Consider the following 26,540-nt stretch of genomic DNA (forward strand, 5'->3'; position numbering starts at 1 on the left):
CCCTCCACAACTAGAACGTGTTCTAGAGGATGCTAGCGGACGCTCAGCGGGCGACGATCGGGTTGCGGATCGTCCCGATCCGCTCGACCTCCACCTCGACGACGTCACCCGGGTGCAGCAACCACGGCGGCGTCCGGGCGTAGCCGACGCCCGACGGCGTGCCGGTGGCCAGCAGGTCGCCCGGGCGCAGTGTGAACGTGTGCGAGATCAGCGAGAGCGTGTCGCCGACCGTGTACACCATCTGGTCGGTCCGGCCGTCCTGCACGGTCTCGCCGTTGACCCGGGTCCGCACCCGGAGGCCGTCGCGCAGGTCGCCGACCTCGGCCGCCGGGACCAGCGGGCCGAGCGGACCGGACCGGTCGCCGTTCTTGCCGAGGATCCACTGCGAGGTGAGCTTCTGCGCCTTCCGGGACGTCAGGTCGTTGAAGGCCGAGTAGCCGACGACGGCGGCCAGCGCGGTGTCCGGGTCGGCGTCGGCCAGCGTGTCGCCGACGTAGGCGACGACCTCGCCCTCCCAGTCGATGCCGTCCTCGTTGGCCGGGACCGGGACCTCGGCGCCGTCGACGGTCAGCGACTGGGTCCAGCGGGCGAACAGCGTCGGGTAGGGCGGGATGCCGGTCTCGGAGAACGAGCCCTCGGCCACGTGCTTCAGGTAGTTCAGGCCGATGCAGATCACCCGGGCGCCGGGGAGCACCGGCGGCACCAGCTCGACGTCCTCCCGGGGAATCGTCGGGCCGGCGGCCGGGCGGGCGAGGTGGGCCCGGGCGTCGGCCCAGAACTCGTCCAGCGGCGCGATCACCGCGACGGTTCCCGCGTCCGGATCGAGGTCGGCGACCTCGACGGCGGGCGCGCCGGTCCGGCGGATTCCGACGATCCTCACAGGGGCGGTCCTCTCAGTCGTCGCGGGCGGCCCATTGTTCCTCGCCGACCCGCCGGAGTGCGGCGGAAAACGCCGCCGGGTCGTTCCAGAAGAACGAGTGCGACCCGGGCACCTCGACGTAATGCCCCAGGCGCCGGGCCCAGCCCGGCCAGCAGGCCGCGCGACTCGCCTCGGCCGTCGAACAGCCAGCGGAACGCCAGCACCGGCAGGCGCCGGACCGCCGGGTCGACGATCGGGCTGACCAGCACCACCACGGCGACGTCGGCCCGCCCGGCCGCCGCCTCGGCCACTACCTGGGCGCCGCTGGAGTGCCCGAGCAGCACGACCGGGCCGGCGATCGGCTCCGTACCGGATTCGCAGGCATGAACCAGTCATACCCCCGCGTCGGACCGGGCAGACTGGGGACCATGCGCGCAGTGGTGTACAGCGAAACCGGTGGCCCGGACGTCCTCACCGTCGTCGAGCGGAAGATCCCCGAACCCGGACCGGGCGAGGTCCGCGTCCGGATCGTCTTCTCGGGCGTGAACCCGACCGACTGGAAGTCGCGGTCGGGCAGCAGTACCCGCGGCGGCGGGCTGGCCGCCGACGAGGTCGTGCCGAACCAGGACGGGTCCGGCGTCGTCGACGCGGTCGGGCCGGGCGTCGAGGGGCTCGCCGCCGGCGACCGGGTCTGGACGTACCTGTCGGCCTACCAGCGTCCGACCGGCACCGCCCAGGAGTACACGGTGCTGCCGTCCGAGCGGGTCGTGAAACTCCCGGCCTCGGCGTCGTTCGAGCTCGGCGCCAGCCTCGGCGTTCCCGCGATGACCGCCCACCGGGCGCTGACCGTCGCCGAGGGCGGCCCGTCCCGGCTGGGCCCGGGCGCGCTCGCCGGGCGGACCGTGCTCGTCGCCGGTGGCGCCGGCGCGGTCGGTCACGCGGCGATCCAGCTCGCCCGCTGGGCCGGCGCGACCGTGATCACGACGATCAGCGGCCCGGAGAAGGCCACGCTGGCGACGAACGCCGGCGCGCACCACGTCGTCAACTACAAGGAGCAGGACGCGGCGGCGGAGATCCAGAAGATCGCTCCGGACGGCGTCCACCAGGTCGTGGAGGTCTCGCCGTCGCGGAACGCGGCGCTGAACCAGGCCGTGCTGGCCAACCACGGGCTGGTCGCGGTGTACGCGACCGACGGCGGGAGCGAGATGACGCTGAACGTCGGTGGACACTTCGCCACCAACGTCCGGTACCAGTTCCTGCTGCTCTACACGGTCGGGCAGCCCGCGCTCGACGCGGCCGCCGAGGACATCACCCGGGCGATCGAGGACGGCGTGCTCCCGGTCGGCGAGGAGCACGGCCTGCCGATCCTGCGCTACCCGCTCGAGCGGACCGGCGACGCCCACGTCGCGGTCGAGAACGGCGCCGTCGGCAAGGTCCTGATCGAGGTGGGCGCGCCATAGAACGGCGGCTCGCCCTCCTCGTCGCGGCCGCCTACTTCATGGAGATCCTCGACGGCACGGTCATCGCCCCGGCCGCGCCGGCGATCGCGGCCGAATTGGGGGTCGCCGCGGTCGACGTCAACGTCGCGATCACCGCGTACGCGCTCACGCTCGGGGTGCTGATCCCGGTCAGCGGGTGGCTGGCCCGCCGGTACGGCGTCCGGCCGATCTTCCTGACCGCGCTGCTGGTCTTCACGGTCGCGTCGGCCGGCTGCGCGCTCGCGCCCGGCCTCGGGTCGCTGACCGCGACCCGCGTCCTGCAGGGCATGGGCGGTGCGCTCATGGTTCCGGTCGGCCGTCTGATGATCCTGCGGACGACGCCCAAGAGCGATCTCGTGCGGGCGATCGCGTACCTCACGTGGCCGGCGCTGCTGGCTCCGGTGGTGGCTCCGCTGGTCGGCGGGGCGCTGGCCGAGTACGCGTCCTGGCGGTGGATCTTCCTGATCAACGTCCCGCTGGGGGTGGTGGCGTTGCTGGTGGCCGTGCGGCTGGTGCCGTCGCTGGCGTCGTCGGAGAGGCCCGGGCCGTTGGACCGGGTCGGGTTCCTGCTCACCGCGGCCGGGGTGGCAGGGCTGGTCGTGGCGGCCGAGGGGCTGCGGAGTGGGTTCGGGCCGGTGGTGGCTGTTTCTCTGGTGGTCTCCGTCCTCGGTCTGACGGCCGCGGTGCGGCACCTGCTGCGGGTCCGGGACCCGTTGGTCGACCTGCGGACGCTCCGCGTACGGACGTTCCGGACGACGGCGGTGAGCGGGGCGGGGTATCGGGCCCTGATCACCGCGATCCCGTTCCTGCTGCCACTGTTCTTCCAGATCGGGTTCGGCTGGTCGGCGACCGAGGCCGGGCTGGCGCTGATGGCCCTGTTCGCGGGGAATGTCGGGATCAAGCCGGCTACGGGTTGGCTGATGCGTCGCTTCGGAATCCGGACCGTGTTGCTGGCGTCGATCGTGGTCGGTGTGGTGTGCCTGGTGGGGATGGCGTTCCTGACCCCGTCGCTGCCGCTGCTGGTGGTGCTGTTCGTCTCAGGCGTGGCCCGGTCGACGGGGTTCACCGCGTACAACAGCGTGGCGTTCGCGGATGTGGGCGCGGGTGACCTCAACCACGCGAACACCCTGCTCTCGACGTTGCACGAGCTGGGGACGGGGTTGGGGGTCGCGGTGGCGGCGCTGTTGGTGCGGTTGGGGGGTGTGGTGGTGGAGGGTTCGTCGGGGCCGTTCCGGTTGGCGTTCGTGTTGTTGGCGGTCTTGATGGTGGTGCCGGGGGTGGATGCGGTCTTCTTGCCGCGTGCGGCTGGGGATCAGGTGACCGGGAGGGTTCCTGGGTGACGTGTGGGTCTGGTGTTGGCTCCGCGGGGATCTGAGGCGGGCGCGCCTGTCCGCCGCCCGCGGAGCCCGAGCGGCCGCCCTCGGAGGTCATGGCCTGTCCCATTGCCATCGACCGCACCGGCCGCGACACCGCAGCGAGTCGACCTGCCGCGGTCGTGCCGGTTGCCGCTGGCGCATCGTCGCCGCCACCGCCGCCGCCCCCTCCGCCCGCGGAAGCGGGGCGGGACGCAACCGACCACCGATGTGGGCATAGCCCTCGGCCCACCGAGCGTGGCCATCGCCACGGCGGGCGGGGCCATCGCCACGGGGGCGGGGCTGTTGCCACGGGGGCGGGGCTGTTGCCACGGTGGGTGGGGTCGTGAGCACGGGGCCGTAGCCATCGGCGCGGTGTGCGGGCCGTCACCACGGCGGAGGGTCGTCGGCATGGTGGCCGCAGCCATCGGCCCGGCGACGGCAGCGATCAGTCCGGCCACCGCCACCACCGTTAGCGCCGCCACCGCTGAAGCCGACCACCCCGGCCGCACTCGAACCGACCAACCCGGCGGGCACGGCCATCGGTCCGGTGACCGCAGCCATCAGTCCGGTGACCGCAGCCATCAGTCCGGCGACCGCAGCCATCAGTCCGGCGACCGCAGCCATCAGTCCGGCCACCATTGTCGCCGCCGCTGAAGCGGACCAACCCCGGCCGCGAGCCGGGGTGCGATGAAATCGACCAGCCCTGCTGCCGCCACCGCCACTGCGAAGTCCGACCAGTCCGGCCGCGGGCCTTACCGCGGGCGCGGGCGCGGTGAAGCGGACCAGCGGGCGGCCGTGTCCATCAGCCCGGCCGCCGCACCCGCCTCGGCTGCCACCGCACCGGTCGGGCGCCGTACCCGGGCGGGGCCGCTGGGTCGTCCAACAAGTCTCGCGATTGGTCACTTTCCTTGACTAATTAGTCAAGGAAAGTGACCAATTCGAACAAGTGGGTCTTGGTCAGCAGGGTTTGCCTGCGGGGACTCTCAGCGTCTTGGAGCGGGTGCCGACGGTGACTCGGAGTGGGAGGCAGGTGGGGGTGTCTACTGCGTAGCCGCCGGGATAGGCCAGCCACGGGCCCTTCGCGCCGGGTGGCTGTGGGCACGCCGGGACCAGCAGCGTGCGGGTCCAGACCGCGGCGCGGTTGCCCCAGAAGATCGCCGCTTCGGGGCCTACGCTCAGCGTCACCTCGCGGCCGGCTCGTACCACCAGGCCGGTCTTGGCGAAGAGCCGGTGCGGCTCGGTCGGGGACGTCTCCGCCGCCTGCACCACCCCGCTCGTCAGCAGCGCCACCCCGTCGAACACCGTCGTGTAGTCGGACGGCGGCGCGACCACCGCGTCGATCGGATTTCCACAGTCCAACGCATCGGCCCCCGCCGGCACCCCCACCCCCGACGGCCCCGCCCCCAAGGATGGGACCGCCCCCGAGGATGGGACCGCCCCCGAGGATGGGCCCGCCCCCGAGGACGCCGCCCCCGACGGCCCCGCCCCCGACGACGGGGACCCCGACGACGACGGCGACCCCGAACACGCCCCCACCGCCACCAACACCCCCACAACCACCCCAACCCCCACTAACCGAACCACCACCACCCCCTACGACACCAACGGCTTCAGCGCCGCACCAGCCAACCCCACAACCCCCGCCCGATGCCCATTCACCGGCATATTGATCGTCAACCCACTAATCCCCTGATCCAGCACCCGCTCCTGCAGCATCTCCGCGACCTGCTCCGGCGTCCCGGCCACGGCCCGGGCCCGAGCCGCCTCGGGCAACCCGTCCAACACGCCCTTCACCTCCGCCTCCGACTCCCCGATCAGTACCGACGTCAGGAACGACGTCGCCAGCGTCGACGGGTCCCGGCCGGCCTCCTCGCACCGCTCGCGCAGCGCGGCGACCTTGCGCGGGAGATCGGCCGGCGCGCAGATGATGTTCATGTGGTCGGCGAACAGCGCCGCCAGGCGGAACGTCTTCTTCTCGCCCGAGCCCCCGAGCATGATCGGGATCGTCGGGCGCACCCGCGGGTTGTTCATCGCGTTCCGCACCGAGTACCACGATCCGGAGAACGTCGGGTTCTCCCCACGCAGCATCGGCGCGATGATGTTCAGCGCCTCCTCGAGCTTCTCGAACCGGTCGGTGAACGTCCCGAACTCGTACCCGAAGTCGTCGTGCTCGCGCTCGAACCAGCCGGCCCCGATCCCCAGGATCGCCCGTCCCTTCGAGACGACGTCCAGCGTCGTGACGGTCTTCGCCAGCATCGGCGGGTTCCGGTACGTATTGCCGGTGACCAGCGCCGACACCTGGATCGTGGACGTCGACGCGGCGATGCCGGCCAGCGCCGTGTACGCCTCCAGCATCGGGTTGTCGGGCGTGCCCAGCCCCGGCAGTTGGTAGAAGTGGTCCATCACCAGCACGGTGTCGAACCCGGAGGCCTCGGCCTCCCGGGCCTGCGCGACCACCGTGTCGAACAGCTGGTCGTTCGGAATTCCGGCATAGGTGAAATTCGGAATTTGGTAGCCCAGACGAATCGTCATGCTCCGAACTTAACCCCACCCAGCAGAATAGAACGAGTTATAGTGCAGCGATGATCGAGTCCGAGTTCATCACCTGGAATGCTCCGGACGGCGAAAATCCGGCGCGCGCGGCCTCCCAGCGGTCCTACGACGCGGTCGGCCGCAAGGCCAAGGACGAGTGGCTGGCCCTCTTCACCGAAGACGCCCTGCTCGAAGACCCGGTCGGCCCGAGCTTCTTCGACCCCGAAGGCAAGGGCCATCGCGGCCGCGACGGCGTCGGCACATTCTGGGACACGGTGATTGCCCCGGTGAAGCGGTTCCACTTCACGGTTCACGACTCGTTCGCTAACGGCATCCACTGTGCGAACGTCGCCACGTTCAGCACCGAGCTCGACGACGGCACGCTGGCCGACACCGACCTGGTGAGCGTCTACCGCCTGGACGGCTCCGGGCGGATCGAACTCATGCGCGCCTACTGGGAGGTCGAGCGCACGCTCGCGTCCATCCGCAAGCCTTGACCCGTACCCCGAAACGCCCTTACATTCCGCCGAAACAAGAACGCGTTCCAACGGCGGGAGGCGTACGGTGACCGAGGCGAAATCGCATACCGAAGCAACCAAGATGACGACCACGGTCACCGACCTGGCCGACCTACGCCGCCGGCTCACCGCCTGGCTGGCCGCCAGGACCGGTGGCCCGGTCGAGATCAGCGAGGTCGCCCGCCCGGACGGCAACGGCCTCTCCAGCGTCTCGCTCCTGTTCGACGCCGTCTGGCCCGAAGACGGCCGGGAGACCCGCGCCGGTCTGGTGGTCCGGATGCCTCCCGACGCCACCTCGTACCCGGTCTTCCCCCGCTACGACCTCCGCCGTCAGTACGACGTGATCAGCGCCGTCGCCGCCCACACCGACGTCCCGGTGCCCCGGCTGCGCTGGATCGAGGAGTCCCCGGACGCGCTCGGCGTCCCGTTCATCGTGATGGACCGGATCGACGGGGGCCGGGTGCCGGTCGACAACCCGCCCTACGTCTTCGGCGGCTGGCTCCTCGACGCCGCACCCGAGCAGCGACGGCAACTCCAGGACGGCGCGGTCCGCGCCCTGGCCGGGGTCCACGCGCTCCCGGACGTGCACCGGCACCTCCCGACCCTCGCCGACGAGACCCAGGGCGACGCGTTACGCGCCCTCGTCGAGGAGCAGCGCGCGTACTACGACTGGGCGCTGGCCGGCGACGGCGTCCGCGTGCCGCAGATCGAGGAGGCGTTCGACTGGCTCGAGGCCCACTGGCCGGCCGACCCGGGGGAGACCGTGCTCTGCTGGGGCGACGCCCGCCCCGGCAACATCATCTACGACGGCTTCGCCCCGGTCGCGGTGCTCGACTGGGAGATGTGCGCGCTGGGCCCCCGCGAGGTGGACCTCGGGTGGATGATCTTCCTGCACCGCTTCTTCCAGGACATCGCCGAGATGTTCGAGTTCCCCGGTATCCCGGACCTCTTCCGCACCGACGACGTCGTGGCCTGCTACCAGAGCGCCAGCGGGCACACCGTCCACGACCTCGACTTCTTCCTCATGTTCGCCGCCCTGCGACACGCGATCGTGATGGCCCGGATCAAGCGCCGGTCCATCCACTTCGGAGAGGACACCGTGCCCCCCACCGCGGACGAATACGTCCTGTTCCACACCCAGCTCCGCCGGATGCTCGACGGCGGTGCCCCGTGAAGCCGACCCCGCTCGACGAATACCCGATCCACCAGGCTCCGCTGCCGATCGCCCGGGCCGCGACCAGCGACCGCAACTTCTACGACCGCAGCTACTTCAACGCGCACGACCGGACCGGCGAGACGTTCCTGATCACCGGCCTGGGCACCTACCCCAACCTCGGCGTCATCGACGCGTACGCGTTGGTCCGCCGGGGCGACACCCAGTACTCGGTCAAGTTCTCGGACGCGCTGGAGACCCGGGGCCTGGAGCAGGCCGTCGGGCCGTACCGGGTCGAGGTCCTCGACGCGCTGCAGCGCGTCCGGGTGATCTGCGACGCGGCCGACCTCGGCGTCGGCTTCGACCTGGCCTGGGAGGGCTCGTTCCCGGCGGTCATGGAGCAACCGCACCTGATGCTCAACGGCCCCGCGGTGACGCTCGACGCCAGCCGCTTCGCCCAGGTCGGCACGTGGAGCGGCACGCTGAACCTCGACGGCACCGACATCGCGGTCGACCCCGACACCTGGCTCGGCACCCGGGACCGCTCGTGGGGCATCCGCCCGTCCGGCGAGGCGCCCCCACCGGGCAGGCCGGGCGACCCTGACCAGCAGGGTTTCTGGTGGCTGTACGTGCCGCTGCGCTTCGACGACTTCGCGCTGATCGTCATCGTCCAGGAGAGCCCGGACGGGTACCGCACGCTCAACGACGCCAGCCGGGTCTTCCCGGACGGCCGGGTCGAGCAGCTCGGCTGGCCCCGGGTCGAGATCAGCTACGTCAGCGGCACCCGCATCCCGACGACCGCCCGGCTGCACTGCACCACCCCGGACGGCAAGCCGCTGCTGGTCGAGGTCGAGTCGCTGGTCGGCGTGCCGCTGCACGTCGGCGCGGGCTACGGCGGCGACCCGGACTGGAGCCACGGCACCTGGCACGGCCGGGACTGGTCGCGGTCCGACCGCTACGACATGACCGACCCCGCGGTCGCCGGGCGGATCCCGTGGGGTGTGGTCGACCACGCCGCCCGGGCGACCTGTGACGGCGCGGTCGGCTGGGGCCTGTTCGAGCACGCGAGCGTCGGCCGCCACGACCCGTCGGGCTTCGCCGACTGGAGCGCGGTCTCACCGTGACCTGACGTCCATGCCCTGGTGCGTCACCGCGTAGGGGAAGTACAGCCGGACCGACGTCCGGTTGCCCAGCGTGTGCGTCAGCAGGACGTCCGCGAACTGGCGGGCGACCCACAGACCGAGACCGTCACCCGGACGGATCGGCGGCCGGTAGCCGGCGTCGGCCGGTATCGGCCGGCCGCCGGCGTCGTCGGCCTGGACGACGAGCATCTTGTCGTGGTGCCAGGCGCGGACCCGGACCGGGGCCGCGCCGTGGCAGAGGCCGTTGGTGACGATCTCGTTCGTGGCCGAGGTGATCTGCTCGGCGGCCAGCCCGGCGAAGCCCTGCGCCACCGCCCAGGAACCGATCGCGAACCGGCAGGCGGGCAGGTCGTCCAGGGTGTTGACGACCAGGTCCTGGTCGGTGGTGGGCGGGATCGGCGGCATCGTGACGTACGCGCGGCCGCCGAGGTACTCGGCGGTCGGCACGAACCGCTGGTTCGGCAGCCGGCCGTGCCGGGTCAGCTCGTGGTCGTGGATGGCCCGGACGTTCTCGATCACCAGCGTCGGGTGCCGGCGGCTGTCCCACAGGCAGGTCACCGGGCAGCCGTAGGGCGCGTAGGCGTCGTTGCACATCGCCTCGTAGCTCAGGTAGGCCGCGACCCGGTCGACCGGCGAGTCCAGATCGGTCGCCACGTCCGGCTCGGCGATGATGTGGACGGTCCGGCCGGCCGCGTACTGCTCCTGCAGGTACCGCCGGAAGCCGGAGAACGCGAAGCCGAGTCGCTGGTAGAACGCGCCCGGCTCGCCCCACTCGATCGCCGACGCGACCGGGCCGAGCACGGCGCGCAGCGTCCGCTCGGTGTCCGGGTTGACGACGACCAGCACGTTGTCGCGCGCGGCGGCGTGCCGGCGCAGCACCGGCGCCAGCAGCGTCTCGACCGTCTCGTCGTCGTCGATGATCAGCGCGGCGTGCTGGAAACCGCGGGTCTGGTGCTGGACGTCCGCGGTCATCGCTCCGCCCCCCGGACGAATCGCAGGCCGGGGACGTCCCGGCAGTCGCAGAGTTCGAGGATCCGCCAGACCGGAGGCGAGCAGTGCACGTCCACGACGACCCCTTCCGCGCAGGCGATCGGGCCCAGCGTCAGCAGCACCCGCAACCCGGCCGCGCTGAAGAACGTGACGTTCGCCAGGTCGAGCGTGGCCACCGGCTGGGCGTAGAGACGCTCGCCCAGAGCCGAGGCGTTCGCCTCGTCGATCTCGCCGGCCACCACGAACCGATCTCCGGTCGTGCGCAGCGCGCAGCGGAGGAGGCTTTCCGGCCGCCCCGTGTGCATAGGTACCACCACCGGTAGGAGAGACGAGGTCTGGTACCCGGAACCGACGCTAGCTTGCCAGGACTGAGCGTGTCGTGCACGTCCCATTACTGCGCGTCACACGATCGTGGGAATCGCGGCCGGGCTTCCCCGCCGGCTCCGCTCGGCCCGGATCGCCACGTCGACGACGCCCCAGACCGCGGACACCAGCGCGAACAGGATCCCACTGACGGTCAGCCAGCGCTGCGGATCCTCGGCGCCCCAGTCCAGACCGGACAGGAACTCCGGGTTGTAGAACCGGTGATCGGCCAGCAGCCAGACGACCGGACCCCAGAGCAGCACCGAGAGCCCCGCGTACACCGCGGTCACCGTGTGGTTCCAGACCGGACGGCGGTAGGTCCAGACCGCGTAGGCCCCGTACAGAGCCAGCAGCACCAGCACGTACGGCCACCAGAACGTCCAGTTGTCCGGGTCGAGCACCGGTTCGTCGGTGATCGCGAACTGCTGGACGACCAGCGCGGCGGCCATCAGCGCGGGCCAGATCAGGGCTCCGGCCAGGTTCGCGAGGTTGTGGTACTGCCGCTCGTACCTGGGCAGCTTCTCCGGCGTCCACGGGCCGCCGGAGAGCTCGGCCCGGCCGACGCCGGTCCGCTCCATGATCGCGAAGACCGCGGTCGTCCAGAACGCCAGGTGGACGCCGACCGTCAGCAGCGTGCCGATGCCGACGCCGATCGCCGGGCCGATGCCCGGATCGGCGAGGAGCTTCCCGGCCACCGCGACCACGACGACGATCGGCAGCACGATCGTGTAGAGCATCTTCAGGATCGCCCGCCAGATCGGGAACAGGTCCGGCCCGATCAGGTACTGACGCCGGCCGGCGTACCCGTCGGCCAGGTGCTCGGGGTCACCGAGTTCGAGCAGCGTGGCCTCCAGGGCCGCGTCCGGCGGCTCGCCGCCGTCGACCCGGGCGTCGACGGCGTCGGCGATCGACGCCCGCAACTCGCGGTCGATGTCGGTGCGCTGTGCCTCGGGGACGCGGCGCAGGACGGTGAAGACGTAACGGTCGAGCAGGGTGGCGGCCATGTCTCACTCCGAGGGGGTGGTGGGGGCGGTCAGGTCGGCGATGGCGACGGTCAGCCGGGTCCACTCGTCGCGCAGGGCGGCGGCGATCTCCTCGCCCTGCTCGGTGGTCCGGTAGAACTTGCGCGGCCGCGCCTCGTCGGTGTTCCAGGAGCTGGTCAGCAGGCCCTGGGCCTCCAGGCGTCGCAGCAGGGGGTAGAGCGTGTTGGCCTCCACCTCGAACCCGGCCGTGCTCAGCGTCTCGAGCAGCGAGTACCCGTAGCCCGGCGTGCGCAGGGCGACCAGGCTCGCGACGACGACCGTGCCGCGGCGCAGCTCCTGGAGGTGGGTGGAGAGCGTCGCATCCATTGTCATGCTGAACACGATAGTGTGTGACACACACTATGGCAAGGCGTTACACCACTGTGTGTCAGTCGGTTCCGATCACACCCGGGCGTCCGTCGGCCACCTGGAACGTGGCCGCGGTCCGGGTCGTCGTCGGGGCCGGGCTGCGGACCGTGTCGACGACCCGCAACCGCACGGTCAACTCCTCGCGGGTCGCCTCGCCGAGCAGGTAGCCGCGCCGGTTGTCGGCGTACCGCAGGTGCGGGTTCCGGGCCAGTTCGGGGTCGTGCTCGCGATGGAAACCGGCGATGTCCGGATCCCCGCCCGACGTGATCGACGTGCCGACGAACTCGGCCGCCACGACCGGCGAGTCCACCGCGTCGAAATCCGGCCGGAGGTCGCTGACCCAGGTCGCGTGCTGGTCGCCGGTGAGCACGACCGGGTTGCGGACCGCGCCGGTGCCGAGGAACTCCAGGAGGCGCCGGCGCTGGGCCCGGTAGCCGTCCCAGGAGTCGAAGTTGCGCCGGCCGCGGTCGGCGGCCGCCATCATGACCTGGTTCGCGATCAGGTTCCAGCGCGCACCCGACCCGGCCAGCCCGCGGACCAGCCAGGACTCCTGCGGTCGGCCGGTCATCGTCCGGGCCGGCCGGCTCGCCGCCCGCAGGCTGCGCGGCTGCATCGACCGGTACGACCGGGTGTCGAGAACGTGCAGCGTCGCCAGGTCGCCGAAACCCAGCCGCCGGTACATCCGCCCGCCCGGCCCGAGCCGCATCGGCAGGTGCTCGGTGTAGGCCCGGATCGCCGCCGCCTTCCGGGCCGCGAACGGCACCTTCTCGCGGACCCGGGGGTCGGCCGGCCACTCGCCGGCCCAGTTGTCGTCGACGTCGTGGTCGTCGATCGACACGATCCAGGGCGCGGCCGCGTGCGCGGCGGCCAGGTCGGGGTCGGTGCGGTACTGCGCGTGCCGGATCCGGTAGTCCTCCAGCGTGTACGGCTGACCGGCGCCGATGTGGTCGCGCAGCCGGGTCGGTCCGCCGACGGCCTCGTAGATGTAGTCGCCCAGGAACGCGACGAAGTCCACGTCGTCGTCGACCATCGACCGGTACGCGGTGTAGAAGCCGTCCTGCCAGTTCTGGCAGGACGCGGTCGCGAACCGCAGCCGGGCCGGTCCGCGGCCCGGCTCCGGCGCGGTCCGGGTCCGGCCCACGGCCGAGACCTGGTCCCCGACCACGAACCGGTAGTGGTAGGTGGCCGCCGGGCGGAGCCCGCGCACGTCCACGTGCACCGTGTGGGCCGCCGTCGGGCGCGCCGTCACCACGCCCCTGCGGACGCTCCGCCGGAACCGCTCGTCGGAGGCGATCTCCCAGCGCACCGCGACGGGCCGGTCGGGCATGCCGCCACCGGGTTCGAGCGGGCGGGGCGCGAGCCGCGTCCAGAGCACGACGCCGTCCGGCAGGGGATCCCCGGAGGCGACCCCGAGAGTGAACATCCCCCCGGGCACCGTGCGCCGCCGGAACTGTCCGGTCGGGACCGCGGACGTTCTCCCGTCGGCGCTGAGCAACACCGGGGCGAGCAGACCGGCGGCCAGGAAACGCCGCCGCGGAACCGGATACGACAGTGGCACGCGTCCACTGTGTCAGGTGGGCCGGCGAACACCGGATGAACACCCGGGGCGCGGTCGACAGTGGTCCCTACCCTGCAATCGTGCTGGACAACCTCGGCCAGAACGTCTTCGGTTTCCTGCAGGTCCTCGCCGCGATCGGCTCGATCATCACCGCCGTCGGTCTGCTCGGGGACTGGCTCCGCAACCGCCGGAAGAAGCAGCTCAACTACCGGGTCCACTGGAACGGGCCGATGACCCACGCGGCCGGCCAGCCGTTCGACCCCAAGCTGGAGGTCAGCTACGCCGGCACCGCGGTCACCCTGCCGGAGATCGCGGTGATCCGGGTGGCGAACACCGGCGCCGACCTGAAGGCGTCAGATTTCCACCACCGGGTGCTGATCCGCTTCCCCGGCCGGGTGATCCAGACCGCGACTGCGGCCAGCGAGCCGGAGGACCTCGCGACCGACTTCGGGGACTTCTCCGGCTGGGGCCGGCCGGACGCCTCGTCGTTCCTCGTCCCGGCGGTCGCGCTCGAGCACAACGACAAGTACCGGCTCTCGGTCCTGCTCGACGGGCCGCCCGGCGAGGTCGAGGCCAGCTGGACGGGCGGAAAGCTGGTGCCGGAGAAGGCTCGGGTACGCCCCCGCCGGACCGCGCTGGCTCTCGGCGGGGCGACGCTCGCGCTGCTCGGCCTGAGCGCCGGCCTGTACCTGGTGCCCGACCGGCCGACGGCGCCGACCGTCATGGCGGTCACCTGCCACAGCGGCACGATGACCGTCGACGGGTCGACCGCGGTGAGGCCCGCGCTCACCCGGCTGGCCGCCGTGTTCGCCGCCCGGTGCCGGGCCGCCCACCCGGACGCCGACCCGCAGATCGTCGTCAACGAGAGCTCCAGCGGCGAGGCGCTGCGGGAGCTGATCACGCTCGGCCAGCGGTCGACCGACCAGGTCGTCCGCCGGACCCGGATGGTCATGTACGACGGGGCGGCCGCCGATCCCGACCAGGTGCTGGCCCGGCACACGCTCGGCATCGGCGTCTTCGGGCTCGTCGCCCACGAGGGAGCGATCCCCGACCGGGGGCTCTCGGTCGGCCAGATCCGGACGCTCTGGAACGGCCAGGCGTCGACGTTCAGCGTCGTCGGCGGCTCGGGCCAGCGGGTCCGGCTGGTGAGCAGGCAGGACGGCTCGGGGACGCGGGCGGCGTTCGAGCGTCAGGTGCTGGCCGGGACGACGAAGGCGAAGGTCACGTCGAGCAACTGTGCCGACCAGGATCCCGGGCAGACCGCCGACTACGTGCACTGCGTCCAGATGACCACCGAGTCGGTGCTGTCGACCGTCGACTCGCTGGACGGCGCGATCGGGTACGCCGACGTCCACCTGGCCCGCAACTACCGGCACGTCCAGGTGCTCAACATCAACGGTCACGGACCGGGGGAGCAGGACATCGCCGCCGAGGCGTACCGGTTCTGGGCGGTGGAGAACCTGTACACGTTCGGCGAGCCGCCGGAGGGAACGGTGCTGAAGGACTTCCTGACGTTCGTCGCCGGTGACGGGGCCCGGGGCCTGCTGACCAAGGAGTTCGGCTACCTGCCGTGCAGCCGTTTCAGCAACGACGAGGCGGCCAAGGCCTGTGCGTCGAAGTAGCCCCCGTTCGGGGGGCAGCGCCGGCAGGGTGGGTTCCGTAGCATGCGGCGGGTGCCGCGTCTCCTCTTCTTCCGGCACGAGGCGGTCCGCGCGGTCCTCTGCGCGCTGGCGTCCGCGGCGCTGGTTCTGTACTTCGGCGCGCCCTACTGGCGCGACCACCCGGTCCACGGGGCGGTGGCCTCGCTGGCCTGCGGCGGGTTCGCCGCCTCGGGGGCGCTGCTCGCCACCGGCGGACGCCGCCGCCGGCTGACCGGCTGGCTGCTGCTCGCGGCCGCGTTCTGCTGGCCACTGGCCTGGCTCGTCTCCCGCGACTCCGGGCTCGGCCCGTCGATCTCGTTCTTCGGGCTGTACGGCTTCTTCGTGCTGTTCGGCACCGCGATCCTGTCGTATCCGGCCGGGCGGCTGCGCGGCCGGGCCGACTGGGCCTGGGTCATCGCCGCCGCGATCACGCTGGTCGGCGGCGAGGTCGTGTTCCAGATCTTCACCGAGCCGGAGTGGGCCGGGCTGCCGCCGACCGTGACCTGGCCGAGCGGGCCGCCGATCCGCGCGGTCTGGGACGTCGGCACCCGCCTGCAGGCGGCCGGGCAGATCGTGCTCGCGCTCTGGTTCGCCGGGCTGCTCTGGCGCCGCTCGCGCTGGCTGTCCAACCTCGACCGCCGGATCGCGATCCCGGTCCAGGTCACCGCGGCCGCGCTGGGGCTGATCCCGTCGATCCAGGCCGCGGTCGACCCGTCGACCTGGACCGACCTCGAGCAGCTGCAGTCGTTCTACTTCACCGAGGGCGTGATCGCGCTGGTGGTGGCCGTCGCGCTGGTCTCCGGCGCGCTGCGCGACCGGTGGTGGGAGCTGAGCGCGCCGCACCGCGTCGTCCGGATCACCTCGTCCGGCACGTCGGTCGCGACCGTGCGGATCGCGCTCGCCGACGCGCTCCGCGACGGCTCGCTCCGGCTGTACTTCTGGGCTCCGTCCGAGGACGGCTGGGTCGACGTCCGCGGCCGGCCCGCGCTTCCCGGGCACACGACCGCCGTCGAGGGTGACGACGAGCGGTGGCGGATCGCGATCTCTGGCGGCCAGCACCCGCTGGCCATCGTCGACGTCGACGGTTCGCTGCGCCGCCGTCCCCTGCTGGTGGACGCCGTCCTGCGGGCCGGGGGGCAGGCGCTGCTCACCGCGCAGTTGCAGGCCGCGGCCAGCGCGAACCTCGCGCAGATCCTGGCCGCCCGGGCCCGGCTGGAAGAGAAGCGGCTGGCCGAGCGTCAGCGGCTCGAACAGGAGCTGCACGACGGCGCCCAGCGCCGGCTCGGCGACCTGGCGCGCCGGCTCGAGGGCCTGACCGGCGACGCGTCCGACCCGGCGGTGGGGTCGGTGGCCGGCGAGTGCCGGGACGAGGTGCTGGCCACGGTCGGTGAGCTCGACGCGCTCGCGCACGGGCTGCTGCCGGCCGCGCTGCGCGAGAAAGGCCTGCACGGGGCGCTGGCGGCGGTCGCGGCCCGGCTCGGGCTGACCGTGCGGCTGCTGGTGGTGCCCGGGAGGTATCCGGCCGCGATCGAGGCGACGCTGTACTTCGCGGTCTGCGAGGGCCTGACCAACGTCGCCAAGTACGCCCCCGGCGCGAGCGTGCGCGTGGAGGTGACGCTGGCCGACCACTGGCTCCGCGCGGTCGTCGTCGACGACGGCCCGGGCGGCGCGCACCCCAAGCCCGGCGGTGGACTGGCGGGCATCGAGCGACGAGCCCGGGTCCTGTCCGGACGGGCCACGGTGGAGAGCCGGCCCGGCGCCGGCACCCGCCTCGCCGTCGCGCTGCCCCTGGACACCGCGTTGGTGGCCTCCTAGAGCGCGGTGCCGCCGGGTGCCCCGGACAGGTCGGGCGGGCCCTCCAGCTCCACCCCCGGCCGGTCGGTCTCGACGACGAAGCGGGCGGCGTCGCGGGCCGCGCCGGCGGACGGGTCGGTGACGCTGTCGACCACCCGGAGACGGACGCAGAGCTCGCCCGGGGTGAGGTCGGCCAGCAGGTAGCCCCGCTGGTTGTCGAGGTAGCGGCAGTGCGGGTTCTCGTTCTGCAGGACCGCCCGCTCGGCCCAGAAGCGAGCCACGTCCGGGTCGCCGCCCGAGGTGATCGACGTGGCGACGAACTCGGGCGCCACCACCGGAGCCCCCTCGGCGCGGAAGTCGGTCTTCAGCTCGTTGATCCAGGTCGCGTGCTGGTCGCCGGTGAGGACGACCGGGTTGCGGGTCGCTCCACTGCCCAGGAATTCCAGCAGGCGCCGCCGCTGGGCGACGTACCCGTCCCAGCCGTCGAAGCTGTACTTCTCGCCCGGCCCGGGCTTGCTGTCGCCGGCCGCGACCATCACCTGGTTCGCCAGCAGGTTCCACCGCGCGCCCGACCCGGCCAGCCCGCGGACCAGCCAGGACTCCTGGGGATCGCCGGTCATCGTCCGCCAGGGTTCCCGGGCCTGGGCGATCGTCGTCGGGTGCGGGGAGCGGTACGACCGGGTGTCGAGGACGTGCACGGTGGCCAGGTCGCCGAAGGACAGACGCCGGAACAGCCGCCCCCGGGGTCCGACCCGGATCGGCAGGTGCTCGGCGTAGGCCCGCAAGGCGGCCGCCTTCCGGGCCGGAAACGGGACCCTCTCGACGGCGCGAGGGTCGGCCGGCAGGTCACCCGTCCAGTTGTCGTCGACGTCGTGGTCGTCGATCGAGACGATCCAGGGCGCGGCCGCGTGCATCCTCGCCAGGTCGGGATCCGTGCGGTACTGGGCGTGCCGGATCCGGTACTCGTCCAGCGTGTACGGCTGGCCGGTGCCGGCGTGCTCGCGCACCAGCCCGGGCCAGGGCGCCGACTCGTAGATGTAGTCGCCGAGCCAGAGCACGAAGTCGAGGTCCTCGGCGGCCATCGAGCGGTACGCGGTGTAGAACCCGTCCTGCCAGTTCTGACAGGACGCGGTCGTGAACCGCAGCCGGCGCGGGGACGCCCCCGGCGCCGGGGCGGTGCGGGTCCGCCCGGTCGGCGAGACCTGGCTCCCGACCCGGAACCGGTAGAAGTAGTCGCGCGCGGCGCCCAGCCCCCGGACGTCCACGTGGAGCGTATGAGCGTTCGAGGCGCGCGCCACCGCCGTGCCGGACCGGACGACGCGGCGGAACCGCTCGTCGTCGGCGACTTCCCAGCGGACCTCGACCGGCGACGCACCCATCCCACCGCCGGCCTCGAGCGGACGGGGAGCGAGCCGGGTCCAGAGCAGCACGCCGTCGGGCAACGGGTCGCCGGACGCGACGCCGAGCGTGAACACATCGGCGGGGACCGAGCCCCGGGAGGGGATCAGCAGAACGGCGGCGGTCGATCGCAGGAACGTGCGGCGGGAGAGCATCGGCGCCCCCGGAGTGCGTCGTTACCTGTCCGTGACCTCAGTGTCGGTCTTGCGTACCGCCGGGAGCAAGACCTCGTCGATGATCGACACGAGGAACTCCCGGTCGACCGCCTGCCGCATGATCATCGTGCGGTAGAACACCATCGACGCGCTGACCATGGCGAGCATCTCGATGTCGCAGTCGGCGCGGATCTCGCCGCGGTCGATCGCCCGGCGCATCAGGACGCGGTTGGCCGCGGCGCGGGGCTCCACCATCGCGGCCCGCAGCGCCTCGCCGAGCTCGGGGGAGCGGTCGAGCATCGAGACGACGCCGGACATGATCCGGATCTTCTTCTGCGCGTCCTCGATCGTCGGCGGGCGCATCATCGCGAGCAGGTCGCCGCGGAGCGTGCCGGTGTCGGGGAGGTTCTCGTAGCTGTCTTTCTTCAGGCAGCCGACCGCGTCGATGACCAGCTCGGCCTTGGACGGCCAGCGCCGGTAGAGCGTGGCCTTGCCGGCCTTGGCCCGGGCGGCGACCTGGTCGATCGTCATGCAGTCGTAGCCGTTCTCGGCCAGGACCTCGATCGCGGCGTCGAGGATCTCCGGGTCGCGGGTGTGGTCGCGCTTGCGGCCCGGCTTGGTGACGGGTGCGGCGGACGTCATCGTTCGCGCCCCCTCTCTGTGACTGTGGTCTGCCACGGTACTGGAAGGTTTCGGAACTTTCCAGTTTCGAAACTGGCGAGTTCCGTATATGGTTCGTTGCATGACTACGGCAACTATCGCGCCGCCTACCGAGGCGGCATCCTCCCGGCGCTGGTGGGCGCTGGTCACCGTGGGGCTGGCTCAGCTCATGGTGGTGCTCGACGCCACGGTGGTGAACATCGCGCTGCCGTCGGCCCAGGCCGACCTCGGCTTCTCCGACGGCAACCGGCAGTGGGTCATCACCGCCTACTCGCTCGCGTTCGCCAGCCTCCTGCTGCTCGGCGGTCGCATCTCTGACCTCATCGGCCGCAAGCGGACGTTCATCGTCGCGCTGGTCGGCTTCGCCCTCGCGTCGGCCCTCGGGGGCGCGGCGCAGAACTTCGGGTCGCTCGTCGGTGCCCGGGCCCTGCAGGGCGTGTTCGGCGCGCTGCTGGCCCCGACCGCGCTCGCGGTGCTGACCACCACGTTCACGATTCCCCGCGAGCGCTCCCGCGCGTTCGGCGTCTTCGGCGCGGTCGCCGCGGCCGGCGGCGCGATCGGCCTGCTGCTCGGTGGCGTGCTGACCGAGACGCTGAGCTGGCGCTGGACCCTTTACATCAACGCGTTCATCGCGGTGATCGCGGTCGTCGGCGCGCTCGTCTTCATCGAGACGCACGTGCGCACCGGCCCGCGCCCGAAGCTCGACGTGCCCGGCACGCTGCTGGTCTCGGGCGCGCTCTTCACGCTGGTCTACGGCTTCTCGAACGCCGAGACCGACGGCTGGAGCTCGGTCTGGACCTGGGGCATGCTCGTCGTCTCGGCCGTCCTGTTCACCGGATTCGTCCTCTGGCAGCGCCGGGCCTCGCACCCGCTGCTGCCGCTCGGCATCATCCTGCAGCGCAACCGCGGTGCCGCCTACCTTTCGGTGCTGATCGCCGCGACCGGCATGTTCGGCGTCTTCCTGTTCGTCACGTACTACCTGCAGGGCACGCTCGGCTACTCGCCGATCAAGACCGGTCTGGCCTTCCTGCCGATGGTCGTCGGGCTGGCGATCGCCGCGCAGCTCTCGACCAACATCTGGGTCCCGCGGTTCGGGCCGAAGATCGTGGTGCCGATCGGCCTCACGCTCGGTGGCCTGGCCATGGTCGCGCTGACCCGGCTCGGCGTGCACAGCACGTACGCGTCGGACCTGCTCGGCCCGCTGGTCGTGCTGGGGCTCGCGATGGGCACGACGATGCCGGCCGCGATGCAGACCGCGACGCTCGGCGTCGAGCGGCACTTCGCCGGGGTGGCGTCGGCCATGGTGAACACGTCGCAGCAGGTCGGTGGCTCGATCGGCACCGCGCTGCTGAACACGCTGGCGGCCACCGCGGCGACGAACTACCTGGCCTCGCACGGTCCGGTGACCCCGGGGTCGGCGGCCGAGGCGGCCGTCCACAGCTACGCGACCGCGTACGCCTGGGGTGCCGGGTTCTTCTTCGCCGGTGCGGTGATGGCCGCGCTCCTGTTCCGGCGCCGTCCGGCGACGGACACCGTCGCCGACCCGGCGGTGGCTCCGGCCGGTGAACCGGTTCCGGTCGTCGCCCACTGATCCACCCCGTCGTCCCCGGGCCGCCTCGGCGGCCCGGGGACGACGTGCGTTCAGGCGTCCCTCCGGGTGAGGACGAGCGTCCCGAGCATCAGTGCCCCCACCGCCCACAGGCCGACGACTCCCAGCCCGGCCCACGGGGCGATCGGCAGCGCGGCCAGGTCTCTCGTCGCCTGGACGGCCAGGCCGGCGTCGGCCGGCGTGAACTGGTGGAGGTGGCGCCGCCAGACCGGGTCCGGTACCAGGGCGGCGACGATCGGCGCGGCGTACAGCAGCCCGAGCACCAGCCCGGTCGCGCCGGCCGAGCTGCGGGTCACCGCGGTGGCCCCGAGCCCGAGCAGCGCGATCAGCACCAGGTAGAGGACGGACCCGGCCACCGGCCGGGCCACCGCATCCGGCAGGTCCGGGCCGAGGAGCGCCCGGCCGCCCAGGTACGACACCCCGATCCCGGCCGCGCCGGCCGCCGCGACGCATCCCGCGGCCAGCACCGCCTTGGCGGCCAGGACCCGGGCCCGGCCGGGCATCGCGGCGAACGTGACCATGATCATCCCGGTGCTGTACTCCCCGCCGAGGACGCCGACCGCGAACAGCGCGGCCACGGCCTGGCCGAGTTGGATCCCGGTGAGCGCGAGTTTCATCGTGTCGGTCGCGCACGGGCAGGTCACCGACGCGGACGCGACGAGGCTGAGGCCGCTGGTGGTGAGGACCAGGGCGGGCAACGACCAGGGGGTGGCCGGGGCGGTGCGCAGCTTGGTCCACTCGGCGTGGAGTGCCTCTTTCACGCGTCCCTCTTCCGGACGAGCACGACGGCCAGCGCGAACGCGGCCGCGGCCCAGGCGGCGAGGACGGCCAGGCCGGCCCAGGGCGGCAGCGGGAAGTAGCCGTTCGGCGGCGTGTAGAGGTTGTCGACCTGCGCGTACTGCACCGCGCTCTGCTGGATCGCGAACGCGGCCGACGGCGTGATCCGCAGCACCCACCGGGACGCCCCGGACGGCAGCACGGTCATCGCCAGCAGGTACGGCAGCACGGTGAGCGCGAGCACGACGACCAGCGCCGGCGCCGACCGTCGCAGCGCGGCCCCGACGGCCAGCGCCAGCACCGCGCAGAGCGCCAGCAGCAGCGCGGTCCCGGCGATCAGCCGGAGCTCGGTCGAGGCCGGCACCGGGTTGACGTAGACCCCGTTGCCGCGCAGCATCGCCCGCCCGGCCGTCACCGCGATCGCCGCGGCCACCGCCCCGAGCACCGCCGAGACCCCGGCCAGCACCAGCGCCTTGGCCGCGAGCACCCGGGCGCGGATCGGCGTCGCGGTGAACGTGGTGCCGATCAGCCCGCGCCGGTACTCGGCCGTGACGAACAGTGCGCCCAGCCCGACCAGCAGGATCAGCCCGACGAACGTCCCGGCCAGGGTCTGGGTGAGGCTGGTGCCGAGCCCGTTGACGCCGGAGACCGCGGGGGCGATGTCACCGGAGCCGCTCAGCGTGAAGACGCCGCCGGCCTCGCGGCCGGTCGATTCCGGGCCCGGAGCCCCGGCCCGGGTGCCGTCCTGGGGGGCGTCCGCCTGGTCGTCGTCGGTCGGGAGGCCACCCACCGGACCGGTGCGCCACCGGGCGTCGGACGTGGAGCCCCGCAGGGCGACGGAGTCGAAGACCGCGGTCGCCGACGACGGGCCACCGAAGGCGCCCGCGGTGCCGAACACCTGGGTCGACACCGCGCTGAACTGGGGCGACGTGGTGAACAGGCCGGCCTCGACGGAGTCCGGCAGACCCGGCACGGATGCGGAGCCGACCGCGCGCCAGGTGGAGCCGTCGGCCGACGCGGCCGCGTCGACGCGGTCCCCGGACCGGGTCAGCCGCAGCCACCGGACGTCCCCGGCCGGGCCCGGGACGTCGTGCACGAAGTCGTACTGGAAGCGGACGCCGTGCCCGCCGGTGAGCATCACCGCCGCGTACGAGGACCCGGGGTCGGTGCCGTCCTTGAGGATCAGCCCGGCCTTGGCCCAGGGGACGAGCCGGCGGTCGGGCGGGCCGTTCTCGGCCGGGCGCTCGCCGGTGAACGCGGTGATCCGGGCGGTGATAGTGCCGTCGCCGGTCAGCGTGCGGTGGGTGAACTGGAACGTGTCGGTGACCTCCTGACCCTCCGGGCCGCGGGGGAGCGCGCACTCGTCGCCGCAGGTGCCGGCCAGGCCCGGCATCACCGCGAACCCCACGATCAGCGCGGCGGCCACCAGCGCGGCGGCGACCCAGGCCGGGATCGTGCGGAACTTCGTCCACTCGGAGCGCAGCAGCGGCCTCATCGGGTCTCGTCCGAGGTCCGGAACTCGACCGCGCCGCGGGTGAGGTCCACGTAGGCCTGTTCGAGCGTGCCGTGGACGGCGAGCAGGTCGGGCAGCGGGGCGTCGGCGAGGACCCGGCCGCGCCCGATGACGACGAGGTGGTGCGCGGTGTCCTGGAGCTCGCCCATCAGGTGGCTGGAGACGAGGACCGCCCGGCCCTCGGCGGCCAGCGACGTCAGGAACCCGCGCATCCAGATGATGCCGTCCGGGTCCATGCCGTTGAACGGCTCGTCGAGCATGAGCGTCGGCGGGTCGGCGAGCAGGGCGGCGGCGATCCCGAGTCGCTGGCGCATGCCGAGCGAGAAGCCGCCCGCGCGCCGGTTCCGCACCGCGGTGAGGCCGGTGAGCTCGAGGACCCGGTCGACGTCCTTTCCGCCGAGCGCCTGCGAGTGGGCGAGCCAGAGCAGGTGGTTGCGGGCGGTGCGGCTGGGCTGGAGGGCGGCCGCGTCGAGCAGCGAGCCGAGCTTGGTCATCGGGCGGGGGATCGAACGGTAGGGCGCGCCGTCGACCAGCGCGGTGCCTTCGTCGGCCGCGTCCAGGCCGAGGATCACCCGCATCGTCGTCGACTTCCCGGCCCCGTTGGGCCCGACGAACCCGGTCACCCGGCCCGGTTGGACGGTGAACGTCAGTCCGTCCAGGGCGACGGTGGACCCGAACCTCTTGCGGATTCCGTGGACTTCGATCGTCATGCCCTGGGGTCTACGCGGCGGGCGGTGTCACGGCGGTGTCGTGCTTTGACACCGCGACGACACTCGGCGGCTGGCATCGTGACGACGGTGAGAGTGCTGGTCGTGGAGGACTTCGAGATCCTGGCCCGGACGCTGGGCGCCGGTCTGCGGCGGGAGGGGTTCGCGGTCGACGTCGTCCTCGACGGGGCGGTCGCGCTGGAGCACCTGGCCGTGACCGGCTACGACGTGGTGGTGCTCGACCGGGATCTGCCCGCGGTGCACGGCGACGACGTGTGCCGGCGGATCGCGTCGGACCATCCGTCGTGCCGGGTGCTGATGCTGACCGCGGCCTCGACGGTCCGGCAGCGGGTGGAGGGGCTCGGCCTGGGGGCCGACGACTACCTGCCCAAGCCGTTCGACTTCGCCGAGCTGGTGGCCCGGGTCCGGGCGCTCGGGCGGCGGCCGGGCTCGGGTCTGCCGCCGATCCTGTCGCAGGGGGATCTGGTGCTGGATCCGAACACCCGGGTCGCGACCCGGGGCGGCCGGCGGCTGACGCTGACGCCGAAGGAGTTCGCGGTGCTGGAGTACCTGTTGTCCTCGGCGGAGCGGGTGGTGCCGGCGGAGGAACTGCTCGAGCACGTGTGGGACGAGGCCGCGGACCCGTTCACGACCGCGGTGAAGACCACGATCAAGCGATTGCGGACGAAGCTGGGCGAGCCGCCGGTGATTCTGACGGTGCGGGGTGGCGGGTATCGGGTGGGCTCGACGTGAGGGGGCTGCGGGCGCAGTTGACGGTGTTGTACGCGGGGGCGTTCGTGCTGTGCGGGGGAGCGGTGCTCAGCGTTGCTCTGCTGAGGTCGGGGTCCACGTCGCCGGTGGGTGGGGCGGGTGCGCCGGGCGGCATCGGCGGGCCGGCCGGGGTGGGCGGGCCCGGCGGGGGGCCGGGGCCGGGGCCGTCGGAGGCGGAGGTGGCGGCCCGGCACGATCTGATCGTCACGTCGTTGGTCGGTTTCGCGGTGATGGCCGTGGTCGCGGTCGTGCTCGGCTGGCTGATCGCCGGCCGGTTCCTCCGTCCTCTGCGGACGATCACCGCGACCGCGCAGGACATCTCGGCCTCGAACCTGCACCGCCGCCTCGGCGTGACCGGCCGGGACGACGAGTTCCACCAGCTCGCCGGCGTCCTCGACGACCTGTTCGCGCGGCTCGAGGCGTCGTTCGACGCCCAGCGGAGGTTCGTCGCGAACGCGTCCCACGAGCTGCGGACGCCCCTGACCGCGGAACGGACGCTCCTCCAGGTGGCGCTGGCCGACCCGGACGCCTCGGCCGCGACGCTGCGGACGGCCTGCCAGGAGGTACTGGCCCTGGGCGAGTCGCAGGCCCGCTTGATCGACGCGTTGCTGACGCTGGCGAGCTCGGAGTCGGGGGTGCAGGAGTCGTCGGTGCTCGAGCTGGATTCCGTGGTGTCGTCGGTTCTGTCGGCGTTTCCTGAGGTAGATCGGGAGCTGGGATCGGCGGTTCTGCGCGGAGACGTGGATCTCGTGGAGAGCCTGGTGCAGAACCTGGTGGGGAACGCGGTACGGCACAACGTGGCCGGGGGGTGGGTTCGCGTCACGACCGGGGCGGTGGACGGCCGGGCGGTGCTGACCGTGAGCAACTCGGGGCCGGTGATCCCGCCGTCGGAGGTCGCGCGGTTGCTCGAGCCGTTCCAGCAGCTCGACGGCCCGCGCCTGCGCTCGGGCGGCGGTCACGGCCTGGGACTTCCGATCGTCCGCGCGATCGCCGACGCCCATCGCGCCGAGCTCGGGGTCGCCCCCCGCCCGACCGGCGGCCTGACCGTGACCGTCACCTTCCCGGATCCGGCCCGCGCCTGACCGATCGACCCTCCGCCCTCGCCGACAGCTTCTCCCAGTTCGAGGACGCGATCGCTTCCTTCTCCGACGTCGTGAACGGCGCGTCTTCGAGGAACGTGCGGGCTACTCCGTGGCTGGTGTCGACGAACGGGAAGCCGCCCGGGCGGGTGTCGTACGTGTACGGATAGTCGGTGGAGTAGAGCATCCTCGCGGGCGTCATCACCTCGGCGGTCCAGCGCAGGTACCGCTCACTCACGGTTCCGCTGCCGGCGACCCAGAAGTTCTGCCGGAAATAGTCGAGCAGGGGCCGTTGGAGGCCACCGGCCTCGGCGAAATACCCGGTGTGATCGAGGAAGAACAGGACGATCTCGCCCCAGTGGCCGGCGATCACCTGCAGCTCCGGGTGCCGGTCGAACACCCCCGAGAAGATCATCCGCAGGTACTGGATACCCAGGTCGTAGTACCAGCCGATCGCCGGGCCGGCCAGGGCCGTCCCGATCGGACCGATGTTCGCGTAGTAGCTCTCGACCACCGGGGCGGCCGGCATCTGCGGGTGGAAATGCAGCGGCACGCGGAGCCGCGACGCGGCCTCGTAGATCACGTCGAAGTCGGGGTGATCGGCGAGCCGGTCTCCCGTCCGGCCGTAGAGCATCGCGCCCTTCAGGCCGAGTTGGTTCACGGCCCGCTCCAGTTCGACGGCCGCGGCCTCCGGATTCGGGGTCGGCAGAACGGCGAACGCCTGGAAGCGGTCGGGTCGCGCCGCGACGATCTCGGCCAGCTGATCGTTGACCTCGCGGGCCACGGCGATCGCGTCCGCGGGCGCGAGAACCTGCACGCCGGGCTGGGTCAGGGACAGCACCTGGACGTCGACGCCCTGGTCGTCCATGTCGGCGATCCGTAGGTCGGCCACATCACGCATCCGGCGCGCGAGCAGTGAGTCGCCGAACCCCAGGTTCGCGGTCTGCGGTAACCCCGCTCGCGCCCAGGCCTCTCGCGCCGACGGCAGCGACACGTGCTCTTCCAATCCCACGAATTGCATCGGTGTTCCCATCGAGATGACATCGCTGATGCCACCAGAAGTATCACTGATGGCATCGGTGATGCAACCGCTGTTAC

At 72.4% G+C, this 26,540-nt stretch carries 26 protein-coding genes; 10 read left to right on the forward strand and 16 right to left on the reverse strand.

The window, feature by feature from the left end:
• Positions 1 to 43 precede the first annotated feature (43 nt).
• Both FL583_RS26430 and FL583_RS26435 read right to left on the reverse strand, forming a co-directional pair.
• Entirely contained in the window at positions 44 to 880 is an 837-nt protein-coding gene (locus tag FL583_RS26430) for a fumarylacetoacetate hydrolase family protein (RefSeq protein ID WP_142707527.1), read from the reverse strand.
• Positions 877 to 1,203 carry a hypothetical protein gene (locus tag FL583_RS26435; protein ID WP_205752476.1) on the reverse strand — a complete coding sequence of 109 codons (327 nt, stop codon included), beginning with the start codon at positions 1,201 to 1,203 and terminating at the stop codon, positions 877 to 879. Before FL583_RS26435 ends, FL583_RS26430 begins: the two co-directional genes overlap by 4 nt.
• An 84-nt stretch (positions 1,204 to 1,287) precedes the next feature.
• Between FL583_RS26435 and FL583_RS26440 the strand changes: the two genes are divergently transcribed.
• Complete coding sequence (locus FL583_RS26440) at positions 1,288 to 2,319, forward strand: NADPH:quinone reductase (protein WP_142707529.1); 1,032 nt, start codon at positions 1,288 to 1,290, stop codon at positions 2,317 to 2,319.
• Entirely contained in the window at positions 2,316 to 3,677 is a 1,362-nt protein-coding gene (locus tag FL583_RS26445; protein WP_276611640.1) for an MFS transporter, read from the forward strand. The genes FL583_RS26440 and FL583_RS26445 overlap by 4 nt, the downstream gene beginning before the upstream one ends.
• 399 nt (positions 3,678 to 4,076) lie before the next feature.
• Here FL583_RS26445 and FL583_RS40345 read toward each other — a convergent pair whose 3' ends face one another.
• From FL583_RS40345 to FL583_RS26465, 3 genes are all read right to left on the reverse strand, one after another.
• Positions 4,077 to 4,316 (reverse strand): hypothetical protein, encoded by a 240-nt coding sequence (locus tag FL583_RS40345; RefSeq protein WP_170323875.1) that lies wholly within the window; start codon positions 4,314 to 4,316, stop codon positions 4,077 to 4,079.
• Between the two features lie 333 nt (positions 4,317 to 4,649).
• On the reverse strand, positions 4,650 to 5,024 hold the full coding sequence (locus FL583_RS26455) for a hypothetical protein (RefSeq protein WP_142707532.1): 375 nt from the start codon (positions 5,022 to 5,024) through the stop codon (positions 4,650 to 4,652).
• Between the two features lie 261 nt (positions 5,025 to 5,285).
• Entirely contained in the window at positions 5,286 to 6,224 is a 939-nt protein-coding gene (locus FL583_RS26465; RefSeq protein WP_142707533.1) for an LLM class F420-dependent oxidoreductase, read from the reverse strand.
• Between the two features lie 50 nt (positions 6,225 to 6,274).
• Between FL583_RS26465 and FL583_RS26470 the strand changes: the two genes are divergently transcribed.
• The 3 genes from FL583_RS26470 to FL583_RS26480 all read left to right on the forward strand — a co-directional run bounded on the left by FL583_RS26470 (position 6,275) and on the right by FL583_RS26480 (position 9,019).
• The gene (locus tag FL583_RS26470; RefSeq protein WP_142707534.1) at positions 6,275 to 6,721 is read left to right on the forward strand and encodes a nuclear transport factor 2 family protein; all 447 of its coding nucleotides are present in this window, start codon (positions 6,275 to 6,277) and stop codon (positions 6,719 to 6,721) included.
• 103 nt (positions 6,722 to 6,824) lie between these two features.
• Complete coding sequence (locus FL583_RS26475; protein ID WP_142707535.1) at positions 6,825 to 7,916, forward strand: phosphotransferase family protein; 1,092 nt, start codon at positions 6,825 to 6,827, stop codon at positions 7,914 to 7,916.
• Positions 7,913 to 9,019 carry an Rv3169 family protein gene (locus FL583_RS26480; RefSeq protein ID WP_142707536.1) on the forward strand — a complete coding sequence of 369 codons (1,107 nt, stop codon included), beginning with the start codon at positions 7,913 to 7,915 and terminating at the stop codon, positions 9,017 to 9,019. Before FL583_RS26475 ends, FL583_RS26480 begins: the two co-directional genes overlap by 4 nt.
• On the opposite strand, the gene FL583_RS26485 is transcribed toward FL583_RS26480, so the two are convergent.
• The 5 genes from FL583_RS26485 to FL583_RS26505 form a co-directional block, all read right to left on the reverse strand.
• On the reverse strand, positions 9,011 to 10,009 hold the full coding sequence (locus FL583_RS26485) for a sensor histidine kinase (RefSeq protein WP_142707537.1): 999 nt from the start codon (positions 10,007 to 10,009) through the stop codon (positions 9,011 to 9,013). The two genes, FL583_RS26480 and FL583_RS26485, sit on opposite strands and share 9 nt — an antisense overlap.
• The gene (locus FL583_RS26490; protein WP_142707538.1) at positions 10,006 to 10,332 is read right to left on the reverse strand and encodes an STAS domain-containing protein; all 327 of its coding nucleotides are present in this window, start codon (positions 10,330 to 10,332) and stop codon (positions 10,006 to 10,008) included. Before FL583_RS26490 ends, FL583_RS26485 begins: the two co-directional genes overlap by 4 nt.
• A 96-nt stretch (positions 10,333 to 10,428) precedes the next feature.
• Entirely contained in the window at positions 10,429 to 11,394 is a 966-nt protein-coding gene (locus tag FL583_RS26495) for a permease prefix domain 1-containing protein (RefSeq protein WP_142707539.1), read from the reverse strand.
• 3 nt (positions 11,395 to 11,397) lie between these two features.
• Positions 11,398 to 11,745, reverse strand: coding sequence for a PadR family transcriptional regulator (locus FL583_RS26500; RefSeq protein ID WP_142707540.1), 348 nt, complete (start codon positions 11,743 to 11,745; stop codon positions 11,398 to 11,400).
• A 55-nt stretch (positions 11,746 to 11,800) separates the two neighbouring features.
• On the reverse strand, positions 11,801 to 13,339 hold the full coding sequence (locus FL583_RS26505; RefSeq protein ID WP_142707541.1) for an alkaline phosphatase D family protein: 1,539 nt from the start codon (positions 13,337 to 13,339) through the stop codon (positions 11,801 to 11,803).
• Between the two features lie 80 nt (positions 13,340 to 13,419).
• Between FL583_RS26505 and FL583_RS26510 the strand changes: the two genes are divergently transcribed.
• Together FL583_RS26510 and FL583_RS26515 are read left to right on the forward strand one after the other, a co-directional pair.
• Positions 13,420 to 14,961, forward strand: coding sequence for a PstS family phosphate ABC transporter substrate-binding protein (locus FL583_RS26510; protein ID WP_170323876.1), 1,542 nt, complete (start codon positions 13,420 to 13,422; stop codon positions 14,959 to 14,961).
• Between the two features lie 51 nt (positions 14,962 to 15,012).
• Positions 15,013 to 16,794 carry a sensor histidine kinase gene (locus FL583_RS26515; protein ID WP_142707543.1) on the forward strand — a complete coding sequence of 594 codons (1,782 nt, stop codon included), beginning with the start codon at positions 15,013 to 15,015 and terminating at the stop codon, positions 16,792 to 16,794.
• Here FL583_RS26515 and FL583_RS26520 read toward each other — a convergent pair.
• Both FL583_RS26520 and FL583_RS26525 read right to left on the reverse strand, forming a co-directional pair.
• Positions 16,791 to 18,326: an alkaline phosphatase D family protein gene (locus FL583_RS26520; protein ID WP_142707544.1), complete on the reverse strand. Its 1,536-nt coding sequence runs from the start codon at positions 18,324 to 18,326 to the stop codon at positions 16,791 to 16,793. The genes FL583_RS26515 and FL583_RS26520 overlap by 4 nt on opposite strands.
• 21 nt (positions 18,327 to 18,347) lie before the next feature.
• Entirely contained in the window at positions 18,348 to 18,968 is a 621-nt protein-coding gene (locus FL583_RS26525) for a TetR/AcrR family transcriptional regulator (RefSeq protein ID WP_142707545.1), read from the reverse strand.
• A gap of 100 nt (positions 18,969 to 19,068) precedes the next feature.
• On the opposite strand from FL583_RS26525, the gene FL583_RS26530 reads away from it, so the two are divergent.
• Entirely contained in the window at positions 19,069 to 20,577 is a 1,509-nt protein-coding gene (locus FL583_RS26530; RefSeq protein ID WP_205752477.1) for an MFS transporter, read from the forward strand.
• Positions 20,578 to 20,627: 50 nt separating this feature from the next.
• Here FL583_RS26530 and FL583_RS26535 read toward each other — a convergent pair whose 3' ends face one another.
• From FL583_RS26535 to FL583_RS26545, 3 genes are read right to left on the reverse strand one after another with little or no spacing between them, the layout of a single operon-like run.
• Positions 20,628 to 21,356 carry an ABC transporter permease gene (locus FL583_RS26535; protein WP_142707547.1) on the reverse strand — a complete coding sequence of 243 codons (729 nt, stop codon included), beginning with the start codon at positions 21,354 to 21,356 and terminating at the stop codon, positions 20,628 to 20,630.
• Positions 21,353 to 22,867: a DUF1349 domain-containing protein gene (locus tag FL583_RS26540; protein WP_142707548.1), complete on the reverse strand. Its 1,515-nt coding sequence runs from the start codon at positions 22,865 to 22,867 to the stop codon at positions 21,353 to 21,355. Before FL583_RS26540 ends, FL583_RS26535 begins: the two co-directional genes overlap by 4 nt.
• Positions 22,864 to 23,595 carry an ABC transporter ATP-binding protein gene (locus FL583_RS26545; RefSeq protein WP_142707549.1) on the reverse strand — a complete coding sequence of 244 codons (732 nt, stop codon included), beginning with the start codon at positions 23,593 to 23,595 and terminating at the stop codon, positions 22,864 to 22,866. Before FL583_RS26545 ends, FL583_RS26540 begins: the two co-directional genes overlap by 4 nt.
• An 87-nt stretch (positions 23,596 to 23,682) precedes the next feature.
• On the opposite strand from FL583_RS26545, the gene FL583_RS26550 reads away from it, so the two are divergent.
• Positions 23,683 to 24,345, forward strand: a complete 663-nt coding sequence (locus FL583_RS26550) for a response regulator transcription factor (RefSeq protein WP_142707578.1) — start codon at positions 23,683 to 23,685, stop codon at positions 24,343 to 24,345.
• Complete coding sequence (locus tag FL583_RS26555) at positions 24,342 to 25,445, forward strand: sensor histidine kinase (RefSeq protein WP_142707550.1); 1,104 nt, start codon at positions 24,342 to 24,344, stop codon at positions 25,443 to 25,445. Before FL583_RS26550 ends, FL583_RS26555 begins: the two co-directional genes overlap by 4 nt.
• On the opposite strand, the gene FL583_RS26560 is transcribed toward FL583_RS26555, so the two are convergent.
• On the reverse strand, positions 25,417 to 26,475 hold the full coding sequence (locus FL583_RS26560; protein WP_142707551.1) for an amidohydrolase family protein: 1,059 nt from the start codon (positions 26,473 to 26,475) through the stop codon (positions 25,417 to 25,419). The genes FL583_RS26555 and FL583_RS26560 overlap by 29 nt on opposite strands.
• Positions 26,476 to 26,540 lie beyond the last annotated feature (65 nt).

The organism is Cryptosporangium phraense (genome assembly GCF_006912135.1).
GTDB classification, from domain to species: Bacteria; Actinomycetota; Actinomycetes; order Mycobacteriales; family Cryptosporangiaceae; genus Cryptosporangium; species Cryptosporangium phraense.

Coding starts and splice junctions, on each gene's coding strand:
- FL583_RS26440 (WP_142707529.1), top strand. CDS start 1,288: ATGCGCGCAGTGGTGTACAGCGAAACCGGTGGCCCGGACGTCCTCACC.
- FL583_RS40345 (WP_170323875.1), bottom strand. CDS start 4,316: ATGGCTGCGGTCGCCGGACTGATGGCTGCGGTCGCCGGACTGATGGCT.
- FL583_RS26465 (WP_142707533.1), bottom strand. CDS start 6,224: ATGACGATTCGTCTGGGCTACCAAATTCCGAATTTCACCTATGCCGGA.
- FL583_RS26470 (WP_142707534.1), top strand. CDS start 6,275: ATGATCGAGTCCGAGTTCATCACCTGGAATGCTCCGGACGGCGAAAAT.
- FL583_RS26475 (WP_142707535.1), top strand. CDS start 6,825: ATGACGACCACGGTCACCGACCTGGCCGACCTACGCCGCCGGCTCACC.
- FL583_RS26485 (WP_142707537.1), bottom strand. CDS start 10,009: ATGACCGCGGACGTCCAGCACCAGACCCGCGGTTTCCAGCACGCCGCG.
- FL583_RS26490 (WP_142707538.1), bottom strand. CDS start 10,332: ATGCACACGGGGCGGCCGGAAAGCCTCCTCCGCTGCGCGCTGCGCACG.
- FL583_RS26495 (WP_142707539.1), bottom strand. CDS start 11,394: ATGGCCGCCACCCTGCTCGACCGTTACGTCTTCACCGTCCTGCGCCGC.
- FL583_RS26500 (WP_142707540.1), bottom strand. CDS start 11,745: ATGACAATGGATGCGACGCTCTCCACCCACCTCCAGGAGCTGCGCCGC.
- FL583_RS26520 (WP_142707544.1), bottom strand. CDS start 18,326: ATGCTCTCCCGCCGCACGTTCCTGCGATCGACCGCCGCCGTTCTGCTG.
- FL583_RS26525 (WP_142707545.1), bottom strand. CDS start 18,968: ATGACGTCCGCCGCACCCGTCACCAAGCCGGGCCGCAAGCGCGACCAC.
- FL583_RS26530 (WP_205752477.1), top strand. CDS start 19,069: ATGACTACGGCAACTATCGCGCCGCCTACCGAGGCGGCATCCTCCCGG.
- FL583_RS26540 (WP_142707548.1), bottom strand. CDS start 22,867: ATGAGGCCGCTGCTGCGCTCCGAGTGGACGAAGTTCCGCACGATCCCG.
- FL583_RS26545 (WP_142707549.1), bottom strand. CDS start 23,595: ATGACGATCGAAGTCCACGGAATCCGCAAGAGGTTCGGGTCCACCGTC.
- FL583_RS26560 (WP_142707551.1), bottom strand. CDS start 26,475: ATGGGAACACCGATGCAATTCGTGGGATTGGAAGAGCACGTGTCGCTG.